General features: G+C 71.0%; 22 protein-coding genes and 1 pseudogene. 11 read left to right on the forward strand and 12 right to left on the reverse strand.

The features are described 5' to 3' along the window. Positions 1-109: 109 nt before the first annotated feature. Positions 110-469 (reverse strand): hypothetical protein, encoded by a 360-nt coding sequence (locus HYV93_19685; GenBank protein MBI2528187.1) that lies wholly within the window; start codon positions 467-469, stop codon positions 110-112. Positions 470-1,365: 896 nt separating this feature from the next. Here HYV93_19685 and HYV93_19690 point away from each other — a divergent pair. Further along, positions 1,366-4,230, forward strand: coding sequence for an FAD-binding protein (locus HYV93_19690; GenBank protein MBI2528188.1), 2,865 nt, complete (start codon positions 1,366-1,368; stop codon positions 4,228-4,230). A gap of 69 nt (positions 4,231-4,299) precedes the next feature. On the opposite strand, the pseudogene HYV93_19695 reads toward HYV93_19690, so the two are convergent. The 10 genes and pseudogenes from HYV93_19695 to HYV93_19740 form a co-directional block, all read right to left on the reverse strand. Further along, a pseudogene (locus tag HYV93_19695) lies at positions 4,300-4,701 on the reverse strand (type II toxin-antitoxin system VapC family toxin). Continuing rightward, on the reverse strand, positions 4,698-4,940 hold the full coding sequence (locus HYV93_19700) for a DNA-binding protein (protein ID MBI2528189.1): 243 nt from the start codon (positions 4,938-4,940) through the stop codon (positions 4,698-4,700). The pseudogene HYV93_19695 and the gene HYV93_19700 overlap by 4 nt, the downstream one beginning before the upstream one ends. 117 nt (positions 4,941-5,057) lie before the next feature. Next, complete coding sequence (locus HYV93_19705) at positions 5,058-6,020, reverse strand: hypothetical protein (protein MBI2528190.1); 963 nt, start codon at positions 6,018-6,020, stop codon at positions 5,058-5,060. Then, positions 6,017-7,243 carry an alanine--glyoxylate aminotransferase family protein gene (locus tag HYV93_19710; GenBank protein ID MBI2528191.1) on the reverse strand — a complete coding sequence of 409 codons (1,227 nt, stop codon included), beginning with the start codon at positions 7,241-7,243 and terminating at the stop codon, positions 6,017-6,019. Before HYV93_19710 ends, HYV93_19705 begins: the two co-directional genes overlap by 4 nt. Positions 7,244-7,259: 16 nt before the next feature. Next, positions 7,260-7,541, reverse strand: coding sequence for a lipid-A-disaccharide synthase N-terminal domain-containing protein (locus tag HYV93_19715; protein MBI2528192.1), 282 nt, complete (start codon positions 7,539-7,541; stop codon positions 7,260-7,262). Positions 7,542-7,642: 101 nt separating this feature from the next. After that, complete coding sequence (locus HYV93_19720) at positions 7,643-7,894, reverse strand: helix-turn-helix transcriptional regulator (GenBank protein MBI2528193.1); 252 nt, start codon at positions 7,892-7,894, stop codon at positions 7,643-7,645. A 1-nt stretch (position 7,895) separates the two neighbouring features. Then, positions 7,896-8,228, reverse strand: a complete 333-nt coding sequence (locus tag HYV93_19725) for a cupin domain-containing protein (protein MBI2528194.1) — start codon at positions 8,226-8,228, stop codon at positions 7,896-7,898. 52 nt (positions 8,229-8,280) lie between these two features. Further along, positions 8,281-8,697, reverse strand: coding sequence for a thioredoxin domain-containing protein (locus HYV93_19730; protein ID MBI2528195.1), 417 nt, complete (start codon positions 8,695-8,697; stop codon positions 8,281-8,283). Between the two features lie 24 nt (positions 8,698-8,721). Continuing rightward, entirely contained in the window at positions 8,722-8,889 is a 168-nt protein-coding gene (locus HYV93_19735; GenBank protein MBI2528196.1) for a hypothetical protein, read from the reverse strand. A gap of 185 nt (positions 8,890-9,074) precedes the next feature. Continuing rightward, positions 9,075-9,836: an NYN domain-containing protein gene (locus HYV93_19740; GenBank protein ID MBI2528197.1), complete on the reverse strand. Its 762-nt coding sequence runs from the start codon at positions 9,834-9,836 to the stop codon at positions 9,075-9,077. A gap of 171 nt (positions 9,837-10,007) precedes the next feature. Here HYV93_19740 and HYV93_19745 point away from each other — a divergent pair, with 171 nt between their 5' ends. From HYV93_19745 to HYV93_19780, 8 genes are all read left to right on the forward strand, one after another. After that, positions 10,008-10,565: a DoxX family membrane protein gene (locus HYV93_19745; GenBank protein MBI2528198.1), complete on the forward strand. Its 558-nt coding sequence runs from the start codon at positions 10,008-10,010 to the stop codon at positions 10,563-10,565. Then, the gene (locus tag HYV93_19750) at positions 10,562-11,251 is read left to right on the forward strand and encodes a glycosyltransferase family 2 protein (protein ID MBI2528199.1); all 690 of its coding nucleotides are present in this window, start codon (positions 10,562-10,564) and stop codon (positions 11,249-11,251) included. The genes HYV93_19745 and HYV93_19750 overlap by 4 nt, the downstream gene beginning before the upstream one ends. Next, positions 11,248-12,522, forward strand: a complete 1,275-nt coding sequence (locus HYV93_19755) for a DUF2029 domain-containing protein (protein ID MBI2528200.1) — start codon at positions 11,248-11,250, stop codon at positions 12,520-12,522. Before HYV93_19750 ends, HYV93_19755 begins: the two co-directional genes overlap by 4 nt. After that, a complete protein-coding gene (locus HYV93_19760) occupies positions 12,519-13,520 on the forward strand; it encodes an SPASM domain-containing protein (protein ID MBI2528201.1) in 1,002 nt (333 codons plus the stop codon). The genes HYV93_19755 and HYV93_19760 overlap by 4 nt, the downstream gene beginning before the upstream one ends. A 172-nt stretch (positions 13,521-13,692) precedes the next feature. Next, positions 13,693-14,334, forward strand: a complete 642-nt coding sequence (locus tag HYV93_19765) for a sulfite oxidase-like oxidoreductase (protein ID MBI2528202.1) — start codon at positions 13,693-13,695, stop codon at positions 14,332-14,334. Further along, positions 14,331-15,419: an alpha-hydroxy-acid oxidizing protein gene (locus HYV93_19770; GenBank protein ID MBI2528203.1), complete on the forward strand. Its 1,089-nt coding sequence runs from the start codon at positions 14,331-14,333 to the stop codon at positions 15,417-15,419. Before HYV93_19765 ends, HYV93_19770 begins: the two co-directional genes overlap by 4 nt. Beyond that, positions 15,416-15,553: a redoxin domain-containing protein gene (locus HYV93_19775; protein ID MBI2528204.1), complete on the forward strand. Its 138-nt coding sequence runs from the start codon at positions 15,416-15,418 to the stop codon at positions 15,551-15,553. The genes HYV93_19770 and HYV93_19775 overlap by 4 nt, the downstream gene beginning before the upstream one ends. 18 nt (positions 15,554-15,571) lie before the next feature. Then, entirely contained in the window at positions 15,572-15,886 is a 315-nt protein-coding gene (locus HYV93_19780; GenBank protein ID MBI2528205.1) for a redoxin domain-containing protein, read from the forward strand. A gap of 173 nt (positions 15,887-16,059) precedes the next feature. Here the strand turns inward: HYV93_19780 and HYV93_19785 are convergent, their stop codons facing one another. Further along, positions 16,060-17,208, reverse strand: a complete 1,149-nt coding sequence (locus tag HYV93_19785; protein MBI2528206.1) for an MFS transporter — start codon at positions 17,206-17,208, stop codon at positions 16,060-16,062. Positions 17,209-17,418: 210 nt separating this feature from the next. Here HYV93_19785 and HYV93_19790 point away from each other — a divergent pair, with 210 nt between their 5' ends. Beyond that, on the forward strand, positions 17,419-18,567 hold the full coding sequence (locus HYV93_19790) for an ATP-binding protein (GenBank protein ID MBI2528207.1): 1,149 nt from the start codon (positions 17,419-17,421) through the stop codon (positions 18,565-18,567). A gap of 86 nt (positions 18,568-18,653) precedes the next feature. Then, positions 18,654-19,821, forward strand: a 1,168-nt coding sequence (locus HYV93_19795; protein MBI2528208.1) for a DEAD/DEAH box helicase family protein, incomplete at its 3' end; no start/stop codon positions are given.

Below are 19,821 nucleotides of genomic sequence, written 5' to 3' on the forward strand. Positions count from 1 at the left end.
ATGGTGTCCTCCTGTCTCTCTGCGTGTTAGTCCCGCGTCAGCCGTCGCAGCTGCGCTGCCTGTAGCATTTGGTGGATCACTTTGCGACAGCAGAGGCGTGAGTAGGGGATCACTGCTGCCGGGCCCCGCGGCGCCGCCCCTTGGCGATGTGTGGAGCGGCGCTGGGTGAGCCCAGCGGTTTGTCTTTACCACTGAGCAGTTTATTGAGTGTGGCCTGGATGTTGTAGAGCTCCTTGGTCATCTCGCTGAGCGCGTCGCCGCCTGCTGCCATGATCGGCGCTAGCTCGACGATGAGCGCGTCCCTCTTGCCTTGTGGCAGATGCCCGCGATTCCTGTAGACGTAGAATTGGTTCTCTTCCACTCCAAGCAACTCGGCGACCCGTTGGATTCCCAGCCGGTGCTTCGCTTCCTCAAGAATAGCCGCGTCACACCAGAGATGGAAAATGGTAGCCTCTTCAAGGACTTGCACACAGCGAGATTTTCCTTGCGTTACGCAAGGTGTGTGCTATCGTAATGTTCGCAATGAGCACCGCAACACTAGCACTCAGCCGACGGGTCAGCAAGGCGCGGGTGGCCCCCGACGAGCGCGCACGATACCTCCTCCGGATCAACGCGCTCGGCTGGTCGCAGAACGAGGCTGCGCGTCGTTGTCGGCGTGACCCTGGCCACTTCTCCCGCTGGCTCTGCAGTGAGGGGTTCGACCCGAACGACCCGGCGACCCCGCAGTTCGTGCCGGGGATCAAGGCGGCGCTGCGTGATCAGCTATGAGGGGGAACGGCGGTGAGGCACACCAGGGTCGTGCACACGAAGTGTGAGCGCGACGGCCGCTGCATGATCTGCGACGGCGGGCTGTTCCTCTGTTCCGTCTGTGGTGGGTTCGAGGGTTCCCTCCTCCCGGAATGTCCAGGCCGCCAGTTGACTGAGGAACAGCACGAGGAGAACTACCGGCAGTTCCTTGCGGGGACTGGGGCGTTCGCTGAAGCCAGTGACAACCTATGATCCGCTTGGGGGAGCGGCAAGAGCACCACGTGCGTTCGACTCACGGAGCAGTTCTACCATTCGCACATCCAATTCGTCGTCGTGGACCCAGTCGACCGATGGTATGGCCCGAAGGCGGCGCGGGACGGAAAGGGCCCAGGCCTCAGCGTCTACGTCTGCGGCGGCACCCACGAGGCGCGGATGGAGGAGCGGTGGGATGGGTGTGGGGACTCTTGAGGGGACTGAGGTGCTTTTTGGGGGGAGATGTGCCGGGCTTGTCGGGCCGTCCGGGCGTCATGCTGCGTGGGTCGAAGTGGCCGTTTCCGTTGTAATGTAACGCGGTTTGCGATAGTTAGATCGCCGGCCTCGTAGAGTATAATCCGCGCCATGAACGACCTCGAAAACGAACTGCGCCGCGCCGTCGCTGGCGATGTCCGCTTCGACACCTACTCGCGCCTGCTCTACTCCACCGACGCGTCCATGTACCAGGTGGAGCCCATCGGTGTCGTGATCCCGCGCCACGCCGGCGATGTCCAGGCGGCGATCGAGATCGCGCACCGACACGGCGCGGCGCTGCTCCCGCGCGGCGGCGGCACCTCGCTCACCGGCCAGACCGTGAACCACGCCGTGGTGCTGGACTTCTCGGCCCACATGCACCGGGTGCTCGAGATCAACGCGGAGGAGGGGTGGGCGCGCGTGGAGCCCGGCCTCGTCCAGGACGAGCTGAACCATCAGGTGCGCCCGCTCGGGCTGCTCTTCGGCCCCGACACCTCCACCTCCAGCCGCGCCACCCTCGGCGGCATGCTCGGCAACAACTCCGGCGGCGCCCACTCCATCGCCTATGGCCTCACCATCGAGCACGTGATCGAGGTCACGGGGTTCCTGGCCGACGGCAGCCGGGTCGTGCTCGGCGAGGTGAGCCCCGCGGCCTTCGAGGCGAAGATGGGGTTGCCGGGCCTCGAGGGGCAGATCTACCGCGAGGTGGCGCGGATCCGCGAGCAGTACGCCGACGAGATCCGGCGCCGCTACCCGCGCCACTGGCGGAGGGTGTGCGGCTACGGCCTCGACGAGCTCGTGAAGGACCGGCCGCTCAACATGGCCCGCCTCGTGGTGGGGTCGGAGGGCACGCTGCTCACCATCGTCGAGGCGAAGCTGCGGCTCGTGCGACGCCCCGGGCGGACCGCGCTCGACGTGATCCACTACCACGACATCCAGGAGGCCCTCGAGTCCTCCCAGGCCATCCTCGAGACGGGTCCGTACGCGGTCGAGCTGACGGACAAGATGATCCTCGACCTGGCCCGAGGGAATATCGAGCAGTCCCAGCGCATGGGGTTCGTCGAGGGCGACCCCGCGGTGCTCCTGATCGTGGAGTACGCCGGGGAGAGCGAGGCGGAGGTCAGGGGCAAGGTGGAGGCGCTCGAGGCGCGCCGGGCCCGGGGGCGCTTCGGCTACGCCTCCCACATCGCCCACGATGCCGCCGAGCAGCAGTCCATCTGGAAGCTGCGCAAGGCCGGGCTCGGCCTCCTCCTCGGTACGCGCGGCGACGCCAAGCCCATCGCCTTCATCGAGGACACGGCCGTGGATCCGAAGCACCTGGCGGAGTTCATCCCGCGCTTCCGGGACATCATGGCGAAGCACGGCGCCGAGGGCGCCTACTACGGCCACTGCTCCGTGGGGTGCATCCACATCCGCCCGCTCGTCAACCTGAAGACCCGGCGCGGGCTCGAGCAGGTGGAGGCCATGGCGAGCGAGATCTTCGACATGGTGCTCGAGTTCGGCGGCGCCATCTCCAGCGAGCACGGCGACGGGCGCGCCCGGAGCCCCTTCCTCGAGCGCGTGTTCGGGCCCGCGGTGTTCCAGGCCTTCCGGGAGTTCAAGCGGGCCTTCGACCCGCAGAACCTCATGAATCCCGGGAACCTCGTCGACAGCCCCGGGCTCACGCGCCACCTGCGCTACGGGCCGGCGTACAGGACCTGGGAGCCCGAGACGCGGCTCGACTTCTCGGGGCAGGGGGGCTTCGCGGCGGCCGTCGAGATGTGCAACGGGGTGGGGGTCTGCCGGAAGAGCCTCGAGGGGACCATGTGTCCCTCCTACATGGCGACCCGGGACGAGGAGCACTCCACGCGCGGGCGCGCCAATGCGCTCCGCGCCGTGCTGTCGGGGAAGGTGCCGCAGGGAGACTTCACCGGCCGCCGGCTCCACGAGGTGATGGATCTCTGCCTCGAGTGCAAGGGGTGCAAGGCCGAGTGTCCCGCCAACGTGGACATGGCGAAGCTGAAGTACGAGTTCCTCCACCATTACCACGCGGCCAACGGGGTGCCGCTCCGCGCGCGCCTCTTCGGGCGGATCGGGACCCTCTCCTGGTGGGGCTCGCGCCTGGCGCCCGTCTCCAACTGGCTCGCCGCCGCGCCGCCGTCCCGCTGGCTTCTGGAGCGCCTGGTCGGCATCGACCGGCGCCGCCCGCTCCCGTCCTTCGCGCGCGAGAGCTTCACTGACTGGTTCGACCGCCGCCGGCCGCGCGCGGAGGCGCCGCGCGGCCGCGTGGTGCTCTTCCACGACACCTTCGCGACCTACAATGTCCCCGAGGTGGGGCGGGCCGCCGTGGAGCTGCTCGAGGTCGCGGGGTATCGCGTGGAGCTGGTGAACCGGAAGTGCTGCGGCCGCCCGCTCATCTCCAAGGGTCTGCTCGACGAGGCCCGCGCCGGCGCGGCCTTCAACGTGGCGCAGCTCTCTCCCTTCGCCGCCCGGGGCATCGCGGTGGTGGGCCTCGAGCCGTCCTGTCTCCTCACGCTGCGCGACGAGTACGTGGATCTGCTGCGGAGCGAGGAGGCGAGGCTGGTGGCCCGCTCGGCCTTCCTGCTGGAGGAGTTCCTGCTGCGCGAGCGCGCGCGAGGGCTCACCCTGCGCTTCCGCGAGGGCCCTCGGCGGGCGCTGCTCCACGGCCACTGCCACCAGAAGGCCCTCGCCAGCACGGCGCCCACGGTGGCGGCGCTCGCCTGGGCGGGCTACGAGGTGACGGAGGTGGACTCGGGCTGCTGCGGCATGGCCGGCGCCTTCGGCTTCGAGAAGGAGCACTACGACCTCTCGGTGGCGCTGGGCAATCGCCGGCTGGCTCCGGCCGTCCGCGCCCTCGATGCCGGCACGGAGGTGGTGGCCCCCGGCATCTCCTGCCGCCAGCAGATCCAGCACCTGGCCGGCCGGCGCGCCCGGCACCCCGCCGAGGTTCTCCGTGACGCCCTGGCGCGCCCCTGAACGACGGCCGCCGACAGGGTGTTCCGCGGCAGCCCGCGTAACCGCCGGCGCTTCAGCCCCCGCCGGCGGTCACGCGGCAAAGGCCTCGGGCGAGACGGCCGTGGTCGGGAAAGCCGCGAGGAGCCTCCGGTCGGCCGTCACGAAGGGCAACCCCAGGTCCTGCGCGACACTCACGAACTCGCAGTCGTAGGCCGAGCACCCCGACTGCGTCGCCAACCGCAGCACACGCTCGGACACCACACCGTACTCCCGACCGGCCATGGCGCGTTCCGCCTCACCGATGATCCGGGCGGCGTCCTCCAGTCCCAGCGCCCCTCGTCGCACCAGCCCGGCAAGCACGTTCCGGAACTCCGAGCGCCAGAGGACGGTGGCGGCCCACACCGGGTCTCGGAGGAGGACGGCCTCGGCCTCGGCGGTGCGCTGCCCCTGGACGTAGAGTTAGACGAGGAGATCGGTGTCAACGACGATCACGGCCGCCCTGCGGCCTTGGCCCGGGCCAGGGTCCGGTCGGTGAGCCGCAGGCGCGCCGGGCTCCGGCGGACTTCCCGCGCGCGGGCCAGCAGGGCGTCGGGATCCACCGGTCCGGCATGCGTGACGGCTTCCAGGCAGGCGATGACCTCATGGTTGAGGCTGCGACGGTGCAGGGCCGCCTGGTCCTTGAGCTTGTCCACGACGGGCTGCGGGATGTTCTTGATGGTCAGGGTCGCCATCGGGTCGCCTCCTCTGACTTCCAGAATGGTACCATCCTGGAACCGAGCCGACGATACCGCGGCCGCCGGGAGGGCGTCAAGCGGCCCCGGAGGGCGGGCGGGTGAGAGGGCCTGAGGCTACCTGATCGGGGCGACGACCGCGTCGGTGGGCTTGCCCGCGAGGAAGCGCTCCACGTTCTCGACGGCGCGCAGGAGCCCGTCGCGCACCACCTCGGGGGTCTGCCCCGCGCTGTGGGGCGAGCAGACCACGCCCGGGAGCGAGAGGATCGGATCGTCGGGGGGGAGCGGCTCCTGGTGGAAGACGTCGAGCCCGGCCCCCATGATGCGCCGCTCGCGCAGCGCCGCCAGCAGCGCGCCGCGCTCCACGAGCGCGCCCCGCCCGGTGTTGACCAGGATGGCCGAGGGCTTCATGAGCGCCAGCTCCTTCTTGCCGATGAAGCCGCGCGTCTCGGGCGTGAGCCGGACGTGCAGGCTCACCACGTCGGCCCGACGGAGGATCTCCTCCTTCCCGCCGGGCTTCGCCCCGGCGGCTCGGATCCGCCCCTCATCCCCCATGGCGCTCCACCCGAGGACGTCCATCCCGATTCCCCGCCCGAGGGCGACCATCCGCTTGCCGATGGTACCCATGCCGAAGACGCCGAGGGTCTTGCCCAGGCACTGCGTGAGCATCTCCCGCGGCCACATGCCGGCGCGCATCTCGCGGTCGAGGAGCGTGATCTTCCGCGCCACGGCGAGCATGAGGGTGAGGGCGTGCTCGGCCACGGCGAAGGCGTTGACGCCGGGGGTGTTGCAGACGGTGACGCCCCGCATCCCGGCCGCGTTCAGATCCACGTTGTCGGTGCCGGTGCCCCAGACCGAGACGAGCTTGAGGGCGGGGCAGGCGGCGAAGACGGCGTCGGTGAAGCGGGCATGCGCCCGGATGTTGACGGCGACGCGGGCCTTGCCGAGGCGGCGGATCAGCTCGGCCTCCTCGTCGGCGCCGCGCTCCGAGTACACGCGTACCTCGCCGAGCGCCCGCGCCCGCTCGTGGGCCGCGCTTCCCGCGAAGACCGAGGGGAAGTCGTCCGGGACGACGATCACGCGGACTGCGCCGAGAAGATGGCCTGCGCGGCGGCCACGCCGGCGCCGGCCTCGGCCCGGTAGCCGAGGTCGCGGAGCGTCAGCTCGAGGGCCGAGAGCGTCGGGAGCACGTAGAGCGGGCTCGCGGTGATCCCCATGTGCCCCACGCGGAGCGTGGTCGCCCGGATCTTGTCGAGCCCCGTGCCGATGAGGATGCCGTACCGGTCGCGCATGGTCCGGACGATGGCCGCCGTCTCCAGGCCGGCCGGCGCCTTGAAGCACGACACCGTGTCGGACAGCATGGAGGCCTCGGGGAACATCTCGATCCGCATGGCGTCGAGCCCGGCGCGGAAGGCCCGGCCCGCCACGGCGTGACGGCGGAAGCGGTGAGGCAGCCCCTCCTCGACGATGAGGCGCGTGGCCTCGCCGAGGGCGGCCGTGAGGTGCGTCGGGATGGACACCGGCTGCCGCCGCGGGGCGCCGTCGGGCACCTGCCCGCCGCGGGAGGTCGGGATCCACTGCTCCTTCCAGCGCAGGAGGTCGTACACGAAGGAACCGGCCTTGTGCTTGCGCCGCTCCATGGCGTCCCAGGCGCCGGGGCTCACGGAGACGAGCGACATGCCGAGGGGGGCGGCCAGGCACTTCTGGGAGCCCGTCATGTTGAGGTCCACGCCCCACTCGTCGGTCCGGACGTCGAGGCCGGCCAGGGAGGAGACCGTGTCGAGCAGGAAGAGCGCCCCGTGGCCCTTCGCGAGCCGGGCCACGGCGGCCGCCGGATAGGTGGTCCCCGTGGAGGTCTCGTTGTGCACCAGGGTGACGGCCCGGGGCCGGACGCGCTCGATCTCCCGCTCGAGGCGGGCGAGGTCGATGGGCTGGCCCCACTCCACGGTGAACTCCGTCACCTCCGCGCCCACCCGGGTCATGATCTCTCGCATCAGGGCCCCGAACACCCCGGCGGTGATCACCAGCACCGGATCCCCCGGCTCGATGACCGACAGCGCGCCGGCCTCGAGGGCGGTGCGCCCGGAGCCGGGCATCACGATGACCTCGCCCCGGGGCGTCTGGAACACCTCCCGGAGCGCGAGGGTGATGGGCTCGAGGACCTTCACGTCGAAGTGGAGATCGTACTGGATGGTCGGCGGCTGGTTCATGGCCTGGATGACCGGCCAGGGCAACTCCGTCGGGCCGGGGATCATCAAGATCGGGCGCGTCTGCGGCCTGCCCCACTGGATGCTCGAGTCCATGACGGGTCTCCCTGGGTCACGTCCCGGCCGAGGCCAGGCGTTCCTTGCGTCGGATCAGGAACAGGTTGCGGAGATAGACGAAGAGCCCCGCGCCCTGTCCGAGGATGAAGACGGGATCGAGCCGGTACACCGCGTAGACGAGGAGCGTCAGCCCGCCGCCGATGGAGAAGAACCAGAAGGAGACGGGGATGACGCTCTCCTTCTTGCGCTCGGAGGCGATCCACTGCACGAGGAAGCGCATGGAGAAGAACGTCTGCCCGAGGAACCCCACCGCCAGCCAGAACGTTTCCGTGCTCATGACCTGTGACCTTACCGGAGCGCCCCGGGGACCCGCAAGCGGTTTTCCTCCGCGCGCGGACGCCGACGCGCGGCGAGCGCCGCGACGAGCGCCGCGCGGCCCTACGTCCGCTGCGACTGCGGCGGTCGGGCCGGCAGGTCCACCAGCTTCCGGAGCGGCACCTTGAGCGCGACGGAGACGCGATAGAGGCTGTCCACGGAGATGGACTTCTCGCCGCGCTCCACCTCCCCGATGAACTTTCCGCTGAGGTCGGAGTGCCGCCCCAGGGCTTCCTGGCTCCAGCCGCGGTCGCGCCGGAGCAGGCGGAGTTTCGTGCCGAGAGCTCGCCGGATATGCGGTGCGCGTCGCTGCATGTCAGAGCACCTCCGTGGGGCCCGACGTGACTGCGAAGACCAGGGCACCGGTCTCGCTCACGACGGTGTGTAGGCAGCCCGGGGGCCGCCGGGAATAGTTCCCTGCTGTGCAGACGCCGGTATCGTCGGCGACGCTCCCCTCGAGGACGAAGATCTGCTCGTCCCCGAGGTGGCGGTGACGGGGGATGGTCGCCCCGGGCGCATAGCGCATGAGCATGGCCTTGTGGCGTCCATCCGGGTCCTCCCAGAGCACCTTCCAGGATACGCCCGGTCGGCGCTCTGTCCAGGCGACCTCTGCGGCGTCGACGAAGAGACTCACGGGCGCTGGGGTCATGCGGGCTCTCCTGCGGGCGGGATCGGGGGCATGGTGGGGACGAGGGAGGCGGCTACCGGCGGCCGGCATCCTCCAGCGCGTCCTGAACGGCTTCCCGGAAGGTCTCGATGGGATGCGCGCCCACCAGCCGCCGGCCATTGACGAAGAACGTGGGGGTCCCGCGCACGCCGAGCGCCGTGCCCTCGGCGAGATCCGCCGCCACCGCCTTCCTGAACCGCCCGCTGTCCAGGCAGGCCGTGAAGGCCGGCCGGTCGAGCCCCAGGCGGGCGGCGTAGCCGATGAGCTCCTCCCGGGAGAACTCCGGCTGGGCCAGGAACAGGAGATCGTGGTACTCCCAGTAGCGCCCCGACTGGCCCGCGCAGCGTGCCGCCTCGGCGGCGGGACGGGCGCCCTCGTGGAAGTCCAGGGGGAAGTCCTTGAAGACGAGGCGGACCTTGCCCGGGAACTCCGCGAGGACCTGGCCCAGCACCTGCTGGGCGCGCTTGCAGTAGGGTCACTGGTAGTCGGAGAACTCGATGATCGTGACGGGCGCCGCGGCCGCGCCGCGGACCAGGCTCGGGTCCGCCGTCAGCGCCGCGGCCGCCACCGGGTCCGATTGCCCCGAGCACGCGGCCGCCCACAGCCCGACCGTCACGGCGGCGATCGTCAGGATCCGGGTCATGCTGCCCCTTCGAGCGTGAGTTACTATAGTAGACGTCCCGCGCGACAGCCTGCGGTGCCAGGGGTCAGAATACGCCCGCGCATACGATGTGGCAAGCAACCTTCGCGCTCCGCCTCGCACGCTGCCTGGCCTCTGAGTATGTCTACTGAGGTCGCGTTCCCGGCTCCGGCTGGCCCCGTCGTGCGTCAGGCGGCGCGCCCCTCCTCGAGGGACGTGATGATGTAGGTGCCGCTCCGGACGTCCTTCTCGAGGGTCACGATCCGCTGCTTGGCGGCCTCCTCCCGCAGCTTCGAGAACGTCGAGTACCCGTAGTAGCTCTCGTTGAACGCCGGGTTCTTCCGGATCATGGTCTGCTTGACCATGGAGCCCCACAGCGTGTCCTTGTTCTCTCGCTGCAGCGCCTGGATCGCCTCGATGAGCTGGGCGAAGGCCTCGGCCTTCTTCTCCGGCAGCCCGCGCAGGGCCGTGGTCTTCTTGGACTCGCGGATCAGGTCCTCGTAGAAGATGAACTCGTCGCAGTTCCCGACCAGGAGCTCGGACGAGGAGGACTTGACGCCCAGACCGATCACGTAGCGGTCGTTCTCCCGGAGCTTGGAGACGAGCGGGGAGAAGTCGGAGTCGCCCGACACCAGCGCGAAGGTGTCCACGTGTCCCTTCGAGTACGCCAGGTCCAGGGCGTCCACGACCATCCGGATGTCTGCCGAGTTCTTGCCGCTGTAGCGGCTCTGGGGCACGTCGATCAGCTCGATGGCGTGCTCGTGGAAGGGGCGCTTGTACTCGGCGTAGCGGTTCCAGTCCGCGTACGCGCGCTTCACCATGATCTTGCCCTTCTCCACCAGCCGCTCCAGCACGAGCTTGATCTCGAATCCCTTGTACTGGGCCTCCTTCACGCCTCGGACGATGTTCTCGAAATCGATGAACATCGCCAGTTTCCGGTCATCGCTCATCCGTCCCGTCCTTCCCCGAAAAGGTGCTGCGGTGTCGGTGCTCCAGGGGCGCGCCCATGCCCGCCCCCAACACGAGCTTCATTATAATGATCTTTGCCCCGGCGCGGGGCACCGCTCGCATCCCGCGGCGGTGGCCTGTACGATGGCCGAGTCCCCGAAAGGAGCGTGCCGATGAGTGCGGCGGCGGGCAGCGACGGGCGGGAGCGCGCGGGATGGCGGGGCGCGGTGGCGCCGCTCTGGCCGCTCGGGCTGGCGCGGATCCTCTACGGCCTCCTCTGGTGGCAGCAGTCCCGGTGGAAGGTGCCGTCGGACGACTTCGGCAGGAGATCGGGCGGGGGGCTCTGGTACTGGGTGCAGCAGGAGATCCAGTACCCCACCGTGACCGCCTACCGGGACTTCCTCGTCACCGTGATGATCCCGAACTGGACGGTGTTCGGCTGGCTGACGCTCATTACCGAGACGTTCATCGGCGTGACGCTCATTCTCGGCCTGGCCACGCGCCTCGGCGCGCTCGTCGCCCTCGGCATGGCCGCCAACATCACCGTCGGCATCCTCGGCGTGCCTCACGAGTGGGGCTGGACCTACGCCATGCTCATCATGTTGGCGGCGCTGTTCCTCCTGACCGGGGCCGGGCGGAGCCTCGGGGTCGACGCCCTCCTCGCCCCGCGGCTGGAGCGGGCGGCGGCCGGCGGGAACCGGCTCGCCGCGCTCCTGCGGTGGCTCGTCTGACGCCGTCGCAGGTCACCGTCGTGATCCCGGCCCTCGACGAGGCCGCGGTGATCGGCGAGCTGGTGCGCCGCGTGCCCCCGGAGGCCGCCTCCGAGATCATCGTGGTGGACAATGGCTCCCGCGACGGCACCGGGACGGTGGCCGCCCGCGCGGGCGCGCGGGTGGTGGTGGAGCTGCGCCATGGCTACGGCGCCGCTTGCTGGGCCGGCATCGGCGCGCTCGGGCCTGGCACGGAGGTGGTGGCCTTCCTCGACGGAGATGGCAGCCAGCGCCCCGAGGAGTTGCCGGCGGTCCTCGCGCCGCTTGCCCGGGGCGAGGCAGACCTCGTCCTGGGCGCGCGCCGGCTCTCCGGCGGGCACCCGCGGCATGCCTCCCTGGGCACGCGCCTCGTGGCACGCTACATCGCCTGGAAGTTCGGCGTGCGCGTCACCGATCTCGGGCCGTTGCGCGCGATCCGAGCGGATCTGCTCCGCCGCCTGGGGATGCGGGACCGGGCCTTCGGCTGGCCGGTGGAGATGGTCGTGAAGGCCGCCGCCCTCGGCGGGCGGATCGTGGAGGTGCCGGTGTCACATGCCCCCCGGCTGGCGGGGCGCTCGAAGGTGTCGGGGACGCTCGTCGGCAGCGTGCGCGCTGGCTACGGCTTCATCAGGGCCGCGCTGCGCGCGGCGGCGGATGTGCGCCCGTGACGGCCACCAGCGTGACGGCGAGACGGGTGGCGGCGCTCCTGGCCGGCGCAGGACTCGTGGCCGCCTGCGCGGCGCTGGCCCGCGTGCCCGATCTCGCCGGGGCGCCCGTGACCTTCCTGCTGCTCTACGCCGGCGCCTTCGCCAGCTATGCGCTCGGCGCCTGGCTGCTCCACGCTGCGCGTGGGCGGGCCGCGCTGCTGCTGGTCCTGGGCGTGGCGGGCGCGGCGCGCCTGGCGCTGCTGCCGGCGGCGCCCACCCTCTCGACGGACGCCTACCGGTATGTCTGGGACGCGCGCGTCGCCCGCGCCGGGATCAGCCCCTATGCCTATCCGCCAGAGGCGCCCGAGGTGGGCCACCTGCGAGATGCCGAGATCTATCCGCGGCTCAACCACCCCACGTGGCGCACCATCTATCCGCCCGGCGCCCAGGCCCTCTTTCGGGCCGTCCACTGGCTCCGGCCCGACAGCGTGCTGGCGATGAAGATCGCCCTCGGGCTCATCGAGGCCATCGGCGTCGCGGCCCTGATCGGGATGCTGGGAGCGCTCGGCGTATCCCGAACGCGGGCAGTCATTTACGCCTGGAACCCTCTGGTCCTACTCGAGGGGTGGGGGAGCGCCCACCTGGACGCGACGGTGGTGGCGGCCGTCGTGGGCGCGATCTGGGCCCAGGCGGCCGGGCGGCACGCCCTCGCAGGTGGACTCCTCGGGGCGGGCACGCTGCTCAAGCTCTACCCGGCCGCGCTGCTCCCGCTCCTCATGGGCCCGGGCGCCCTCGCGGCGCTCGGGGCCTTCGCGGCGGTGCTGGCGCTGGGGTATGCGCCGGCAGCCGGCGGCGGGCTGTCGGTCCTGGGCTCGTTGCCTCGCTACCTCAGCGAGGAGTACTTCAATCCAGGCCTCCTCCGCACGCTGGTGGATGTTCCCGGCCTCAGCGTGGGGGCGCTCGCCGCCTGGGTGTTCTGGCAGGGCACGCGCCGGCGCGAGGCGCCGCTGCCGGCGCGGGCGCTCCCCGTCATCGGCGGCTATCTGCTGCTGTCGCCGAATCTGTTTCCCTGGTACGCGCTCTGGCTCGTTCCCGTCCTCGCCGCCGTGCCCTCATTGCCGTGGATCGCCTTCACCGGCACCGTGGCCATGGCCTACACCTTCTTCCTCGAGGAGCCCTGGGCCATTCCCTGGTGGGCGCGGGTGGCCGAGGCGGTGCCGCTCCTGGCGGGAGCCGCCTGCTGGCTCCATCGCCTCCGGCCCGCGGCGGCCCTCGCGGAGCGCTCGCCATGAGCGCCGCAGCCCTGCCCCTCAGGCCCCCGCTGCCGCGGTCGCTGTACCTCGAGACCACGAGCCGCTGCAACTCGCGTTGCGAGACGTGCATCCTCACCTTCGGGGGGCGGGAGCCGGAGAAGGATCTCGGCTGGGAGGAGTTCCACCGCGTCGTGGACCGGTTCCCGGCCCTCGCGCGCGTCCTGCTGCACGGCATCGGCGAGCCGCTGCTGAACCGGGCCCTGCCGCGCATGATCGCCCACCTCAAGGGGCGCGGCGCCACGGTGCTCTTCAACTCGAATGCGATCACGCTCTCACCCCGGCTCCGGACGGCGCTCATCGAGAGCGGGCTCGACGAGCTGCGCGTCTCGCTGGATGCGGCCACCGCGCCCACCTACGACAAGGTGCGCGGCGTGGACGCCTTCGACAGGGTGGTGGCCAACCTCTCCGGTCTGGCGGCGGCGAAGCGCGAGGCCGGGGCCGCGCGCCCGCGCGTGTCCCTCTGGTTCACGGCGCTCAAGGCCAACATCGACGAGATCGCCGGCCTCGTGCCGCTGGCCGCGCGGGTCGGCGCCGAGGGCGTGAACCTCCAGCGCCTGGTCTACAACGGCCTCGGGCTGGCCACCGAGGAGCAGTCGCTCCACGGGCGCCTGCTCGAGCGCGAGGCGGCGCTGATCCACCAGGCCGCGGCCACCGCGCGCGAGGCCGACATCGTCTTCTCGGCCTCCGGAGCCGTGGCCCCCGAGGTGAGCCTCACCCCGGCCCGCGAGGACCGGCCCTGGAGCGCCTGCCGCCGTCCCTTCAGCCTGGTCTACGTGACGGTGCATGGCAACGTGCTCCCGTGCTGCATCGCCCCGTGGATCACCGCGCACTACGACGGCATCGTCCTCGGCAACCTCCTCCGCCAGTCGCTCGAGGAGATCTGGTGGGGCCCGCGGTACCTCGACTTCCGCGCGGCCATCCAGACGGAGGCGCCTCCCGAGCCATGCCGCGGCTGCGGTGTGAGATGGAGCCTGTGACCCGGCCGCCCGCGGTGTATCCTGGCCGTGCATGGCCGCGGGTGCCGCGACGCGGGAGGCGCGTGCGCGCATGAGCCTGAAGGCGGCCTTCGAGCGCTTCGCCGTCTGGCTGGTGATGTCGCGCGCGAGGCGTCCGCGGAGCCCCGCGATGACAACCGGAGGAGCCGTCCCCATGAAGGACATGCCGCCCGACCTCGCGCACCGCGTCCCGCCGGGCCAGGTGCTCACCGACAAGTGGCCGGTGCTGACCTACGGGCTCACGCCGCGCTTCGATCCCACGCGCTGGAGCTTCCGCTGCTTCGGGCTGGTGGAGGAGGAGGTGCGTTTCAGCTGGGAGGAGTTTCTCGCCCTGCCGCGCACCGAGGTCGTCTGCGACATCCACTGCGTGACGCGCTGGTCGCGCCTGGACAACCGCTTCGAGGGCGTCCCCATCCGCGAGATCCTGAAACGCGTCCGCCCGAAGCCCGAGGCGCGCGCCGTGATGATCCACGCCGACCACGGCTACACGACCAATCTCCCGCTGGACGAGCTGGTGCAGGACGACGTGCTCCTGGCACTGAGACATGACGGGCGGGACCTCGATCCCGAGCATGGCGGCCCGCTCCGGCTCGTGGTGCCGCGGCTCTACTTCTGGAAGAGCGCCAAGTGGCTCCGCGGCTTCGAGTTCCTCGACGTGAATCCGCCGGGCTTCTGGGAGGTCAACGGCTACCACATGCGCGCCGACCCCTGGAAGGAGGAGCGGTACTCCGACCAGGAGACCCGCGCGATGCAGCAGATGCGCGCCGAGGCGGCGCGCAGGCTCCGCGCCCGATGACCGCGAGCCCGGAGGCGCGGTTCCAGACCCTCCACGAGATCGTCAGGGCCGCGCGCCAGAACCTCGAGCCGGGCCCCTGGGACTATCTCGTGGGCGGCGCCGAGAGCGAGACGACCCTGCGGCGCAACCGCCAGGCGCTGGACTCCATCGCCTTCCGCCCGCGGGTCCTGCGGGACGTCACGCGCATCGACGGCACCTCGGCGCTGTTCGGGCGGCCGGTCCGCCTGCCGGTCCTGGTCGCCCCGGTCGGGTCCATCGAGACCTTCACCCCGGGCGGCGGCGCCACCGCCGCTCGGGCGGCGGAGGAATTCGGCATCCCGCTCATGCTGTCCTCGGTCTGCACGCCGGGGCTCGAGGCCGTCGCGGCGGCGGCCGACGCCTTCCGCCTCTTCCAGCTCTACGTACGCGGCGACGACGGCTGGGTGGACGATCACGTCAAGCGGGCGGTGGATCACGGCTACGCCGCTTTCTGCCTCACGGTGGACACCGCCGTCTACAGCCGCCGCGAGCGCGACCTCGCCCGGCGCTTCGTGAAGCCCTGGCGCGTGCGTGCCACGGGCTTCGACTATCAGGCGGGCCTCACCTGGGACCACGTCAAGCGGTTCAAGGACACCCACGCGATCCCGCTGATCCTCAAGGGCATCGTCACGGCGGAGGACGCGGGGCTTGCCTGTGACCTCGGCGTCGACGGCATCTACGTGTCGAACCACGGCGGGCGGCAACTCGATCACGGCCGCGGCACGACGGAGGCGCTCCCGGAAGTGGTGGCCGCCGTGGCCGGCCGGGCGCCGGTCCTCGTGGATGGCGGGTTCCTGCGCGGCACCGACATCGTCAAGGCGGTGGCCCTGGGGGCAGCCATGGTCGGGATCGGGCGGCTGGCCTGCTTCGGGCTGGCGGCCGCGGGGCAGGCGGGTCTCGTCCGCGTCCTGGAGCTGCTGGAGGAGGAGATCCGCATCTGTCTCGGGCTCCTGGGCGTGGAGCGGCTGGCGCAGCTCGGCGGCTCCCACCTGCACGGGGCGACGCCGGTGGCCCCGCCGCACGTGACCAGCGCCTTCCCCCTCCTGGACGAGGCAATCCCCTCGTGACGGGCGTGCGCTTCGGGCAGCCGGCGCCCGACTTCACGCTTCCTTCCACTGCCGGGGCGGATGTCACCCTCTCCGCCCTCCGCGGGCAGGACGTGGTGCTCGTCTTCTACTGCTTCGACTGGGGGAGCATCTGAACGCCGGAGCTCACCGGCCTGGTCCAGGTCGACCCTCGGCTCCGGGCGCGCGGCGCCGTTCTCCTCGGCATCAGCGCGGACAGCACCTTCTCGCATGCGGCCTACGCCGCGGCGCGCGGCTTCCCCTTTCCGCTCCTGAGTGATATCCACCGGACGGTGATCCGCGCCTACGGGGTGCTGGACGAGGCGCGGAACGTCGCCTGGCGCTCGACCTTCATCGTGGACCGCGAGGGCGCGCTCCGCTGGGGCCAGGCGGGCGACCGTCACATGGTCCGCGACGGCGGCGAGATCCTGCGCGTCCTCGACGTGATCGCGAGCCTCCGCGTGCGCTGACCCGGCCCGATGATCGCATAGGGGATCCCGTGGGCGCTGAGGAAGCCGTGAAGTCGCCAGGCGGTCTCGAACTGCCGGTTCACCGGATCCCGGCGAGACGGCGCCGGAGGGCCACGCGGGCCGCGATGGCCCACCGATCGAGCGCGGCCTGATCGGCCCGGCCCCGGCGGACGTCATCGCCGGGCGCGGGGCACCCGGGCGAGGGCCAGCGTGGCGCCCAGGGCCGGCAGCGCGGCCGTGAGCAGGAACAGGAGCCGGAAGCCCGCATGCGGCAGGATCATCCCCGAGCCGATGGCGCCCCCGGCGATTGCCAGCTCCAGCGCCGTGTAGTAGGTCCCCATCGCCTTGCCCCGCTCGGCCGCCGGCACGAGGTCCACGGTCCAGGCCATGAGGGGCGGCTGTGCGGTCCCGAAGCCGAGGCCGTGAAGCGCGCCCGCTAGCACGAGCCCCCACGGCCCGCGACTCGCTGCCAGGGCCGCCAGGCCCGCGGCGGTGAAAACGAGGCCGATGGCTGCCACCGGGGCGCGCCCCAGCCGGTCCGAGACCTGCCCCGCATAGCCCCTCACGGAGGCCACCACCAGCGCGAGCACGAGGAAGAAGAGGCCCGGGTTCGTGCCCTGGGATTCCGCGTAGAGCGGGAGATACGCCGCCATCAGCCCGTGAGTCCACATGAGGCAGACGACGATGAGGCAGGGGTAGGCCACCCTGCGGCTCAGCATCGCCCCGAGGCCGAGCCGGACGGCTGTCAGCGCCGGCAGTGTCTCGCGCTGCACGACGGCCAGGGCCAGCGTTGCCAGGGCGACGGTGGCCGAGATGGCGAAGAGCCAGGAGAAGCCCAGGCGCCCGGAGAGCCAGACGGCGATCAACGGTCCGAGCGCCAGCGCGACGTTCCCGGCGGCGCCCCAGAATCCCAGGATCTCCCCCCGACGCGCGGGCGGTGCCAGATCCGCGACCATGGCGGCGCACGCGGTGGGATAGAGCCCCATGCCGGCGCCGTGAACGAGGCGCACGCCGAGCAGCGCCATGGCCGTCCGGCTCACGCCATAGAGAAGGGAGGCGGCGAGGAAGAGCGCCGCGCCCGCCAGCATGAGCGGCCGGCGGCCGAAGTGGTCCGCGGCCCAGCCGGCCAGAGGCTTCACGAGCATGGAAGAGACCGCGAAGACACCGATGATGAGGCCGATGAGGGACTCCGGGATGCCCAGTCCGCGCGCGTACAGCGGCAGCGCCGGAAGCAGCAGGTAGAAAGAGAGGAAGAAGGTGAAGGCGCCGACCCAGAGGAGCAGGAACTGCGGCGAGAGGATGCGGCCGGTGGAGGCGTTCACCGGCGGAGTCTATTCCCGCCGGGCGCATGAGGTCAACCGCAGCCGGTGGCGCGCCGCCCGGGGCCTCCGGGCCCCCGAGGCGCTCGGGAGGCCGCCCGACATCCTCTGCCTTCACGGCCCTCGGACAGCGCCAAGGGGACGGTCCCGCCGGCACAGCTCCTGCCCGCTGTTGGAGTTGACACTTCAATTCATCATGATAGATTGAACTCGATGTTCGCGCGGCGGCTCAAGCTACCTCCCCCGGGCACCGAGACGTTCTTCCTGTGGGGACCCCGCCAGACGGGGAAGACTACCCTTCTCCAGGCCGCCTACCCCGACGCGCTGTGGATCGACCTGCTCAAGGCGGAGGAGTACCGGCGCTACGTGCAGAATCCCGAGCTGCTCCGCGGAGAGCTCGCGGCTCGCCCATCCGTCCGCCAGGTGGTCATCGACGAGGTGCAGAAGGTCCCGCAGCTCCTCGACGAGGCCCACTGGCTTCACGAGCGCCGAGGGATCCGCCTCGCCCTGTGCGGGTCGAGCGCCAGGAAGGTCAAGCGCGGCCAGGCCAACCTCCTCGGCGGCCGGGCCGTTCGCTACGAGCTGCTCGGCCTGACCGCGCGGGAGATCGGCCGGGAGTTCGATCTCGACCGCATGCTGAACCACGGGTACCTGCCGCTGATCTACCTGTCGAACGAGCCCCGACGGCTCCTCAACAGCTACGTCGCCGACTACTTGAAGGAGGAGGTCGCCGCGGAGGGACTCGTGCGCACCCTCCCGGTGTTCTCCGAGTTCCTCAACATCGCCGCCCTCTCCGACGCCGAGATCGTCAACTTCTCGACCATCGCGCGCGAGTGCGGCGTCTCGAGTCACACCGTCAAGGGGTACTTCGGGATCCTGGAGGACACGCTCCTCGGCCGCTGGCTCCCCGCCCATACCAGGCGCCCCAAGCGTCGGGTGATCGGCGCCCCCAAGTTCTACTTCGCCGACACGGGCGTCGTGAATCACCTTGCCCGTCGGGGCGAGCTCCACCGGGGCTCCGAGCTGTACGGCAAGGCCTTCGAGAACTGGGTCTTCCACGAGCTCTCCGCGCACAACGCGTACGCCGAGAGGTTCGCCACGCTGAGCCACTGGCGTGTCGCCAGCGGTATCGAGGTCGACTTCGTCGTCAACGACATGCAGCTCGCCATCGAGGCCAAGGCCACTGCCAGGATCACGGCGGACCACCTGAAGGGGCTGCGGTCCCTCGCCCGGGACCATCCTCGGCTCAAGCGGCGGGTCGTCGTCTGCCTCGAGGCCAAGAGCCGCCGCACCGAGGACGGAATCCTGATTCTCGGGGCGGGCGACTTCACCGAGCAGCTCGACGCCGGCAACCTGTTCTGAGGCGCGCCGCCGTCAACTGCCGATCGCGCGGCTGGCGGAGCGATGGCCGCGCCAATCTCACCCATGATTGCTATACTGCCCCGGAGATGGCGCTGAACGAGGCCGACACCCGCGCGAAGCTGATCGACCCGGCGCTCCACGCCCGCGGGTGGACCGAGGACCTGATCCGCCGCGAGGAGACGGCCGGGGCCGTGGAGCTGGGGGACGGCAAGCCTCGCCGGCGCGGCAGGGGGCGCGTTGACTACACGCTCAGGGTGAAGGTCAGCCCCGCTGCGCAGCCCCTCGCCTTGGCGCTCCTCGAGGCCAAGGCCGAGCACTTGCCGCCGACTCACGGCCTCGAGCAGGCGAAAGCCTATGGTGCTTGCCGCCGCCTCCACGTCGGCGTGGCCTTCTCCTCGAACGGCCACCTCTTCGTCGAGTTCGATCGCGCCACGGGACTGACCAGCGCCCCCCGGCCCCTGACCGAGTTCCCGACCCCTGCCGAGCTGCGGGCGCGCTACGAGCGAGCGATGGGGTTCAGCCTCGACGCCCCCCTCGCCGTGCCGCTGCTGACCCGCTATGCCGGTGGAGAGGAGGGAGCCAGGCGCTACTACCAGGATGCCGCGCTCCGTGCCCTGCTGGAGAAGCTCGCGCGCGGGGAGAAGCGGGCACTCCTGGCGCTGGCCACCGGGGCAGGGAAGACCCGCATCGCGGTGAATCTCCTCAAGCGCATCGCGGACGCCGGCCTGCTGCGTCGCGCGCTCTTCGTCTGCGACCGGGACGAGCTGAGGAGCCAGGGGCTCGGCGCCTTCCAGAACGTGTTCGGCGCCGACGCGGCGCCGGTCTCGGGCGGCAACCCCCAGAAGAACGCGCGCATCCTGATCGCGACCTACCAGACGCTGGAGGTGGCCACGGACGAGGCCACCGCGAGCTTTCTCACCGCCCACTACCCCGAGAACTACTTCAGCCACATCGTCATCGACGAGTGCCACCGCTCGGCCTGGGGGAAGTGGTCGCAGGTGCTGCTGCGGAACCCCGACGCCGTCCAGATCGGCCTGACGGCCACGCCGCGAAAGCTGGAGCTGACCGAGCGGACCCCGGAAAGCCAGGCCGATGCCCAGGTCTCGGCCGACAACCTCCACCATTTCGGCCCGCCCGTCTACGAGTACGACATGAGCCAGGGCATCGAGGACGGCTACCTGGCCGCCTGCGAGATCGTCCGGCGCGACATCTTCCTGGACGACAAGCCGCGCAACGAGCGCGAGACCGGGATCG

It is taken from the genome of Candidatus Rokuibacteriota bacterium (genome assembly GCA_016188005.1).
Lineage (GTDB): Bacteria > Methylomirabilota > Methylomirabilia > Rokubacteriales > CSP1-6 > UBA12499.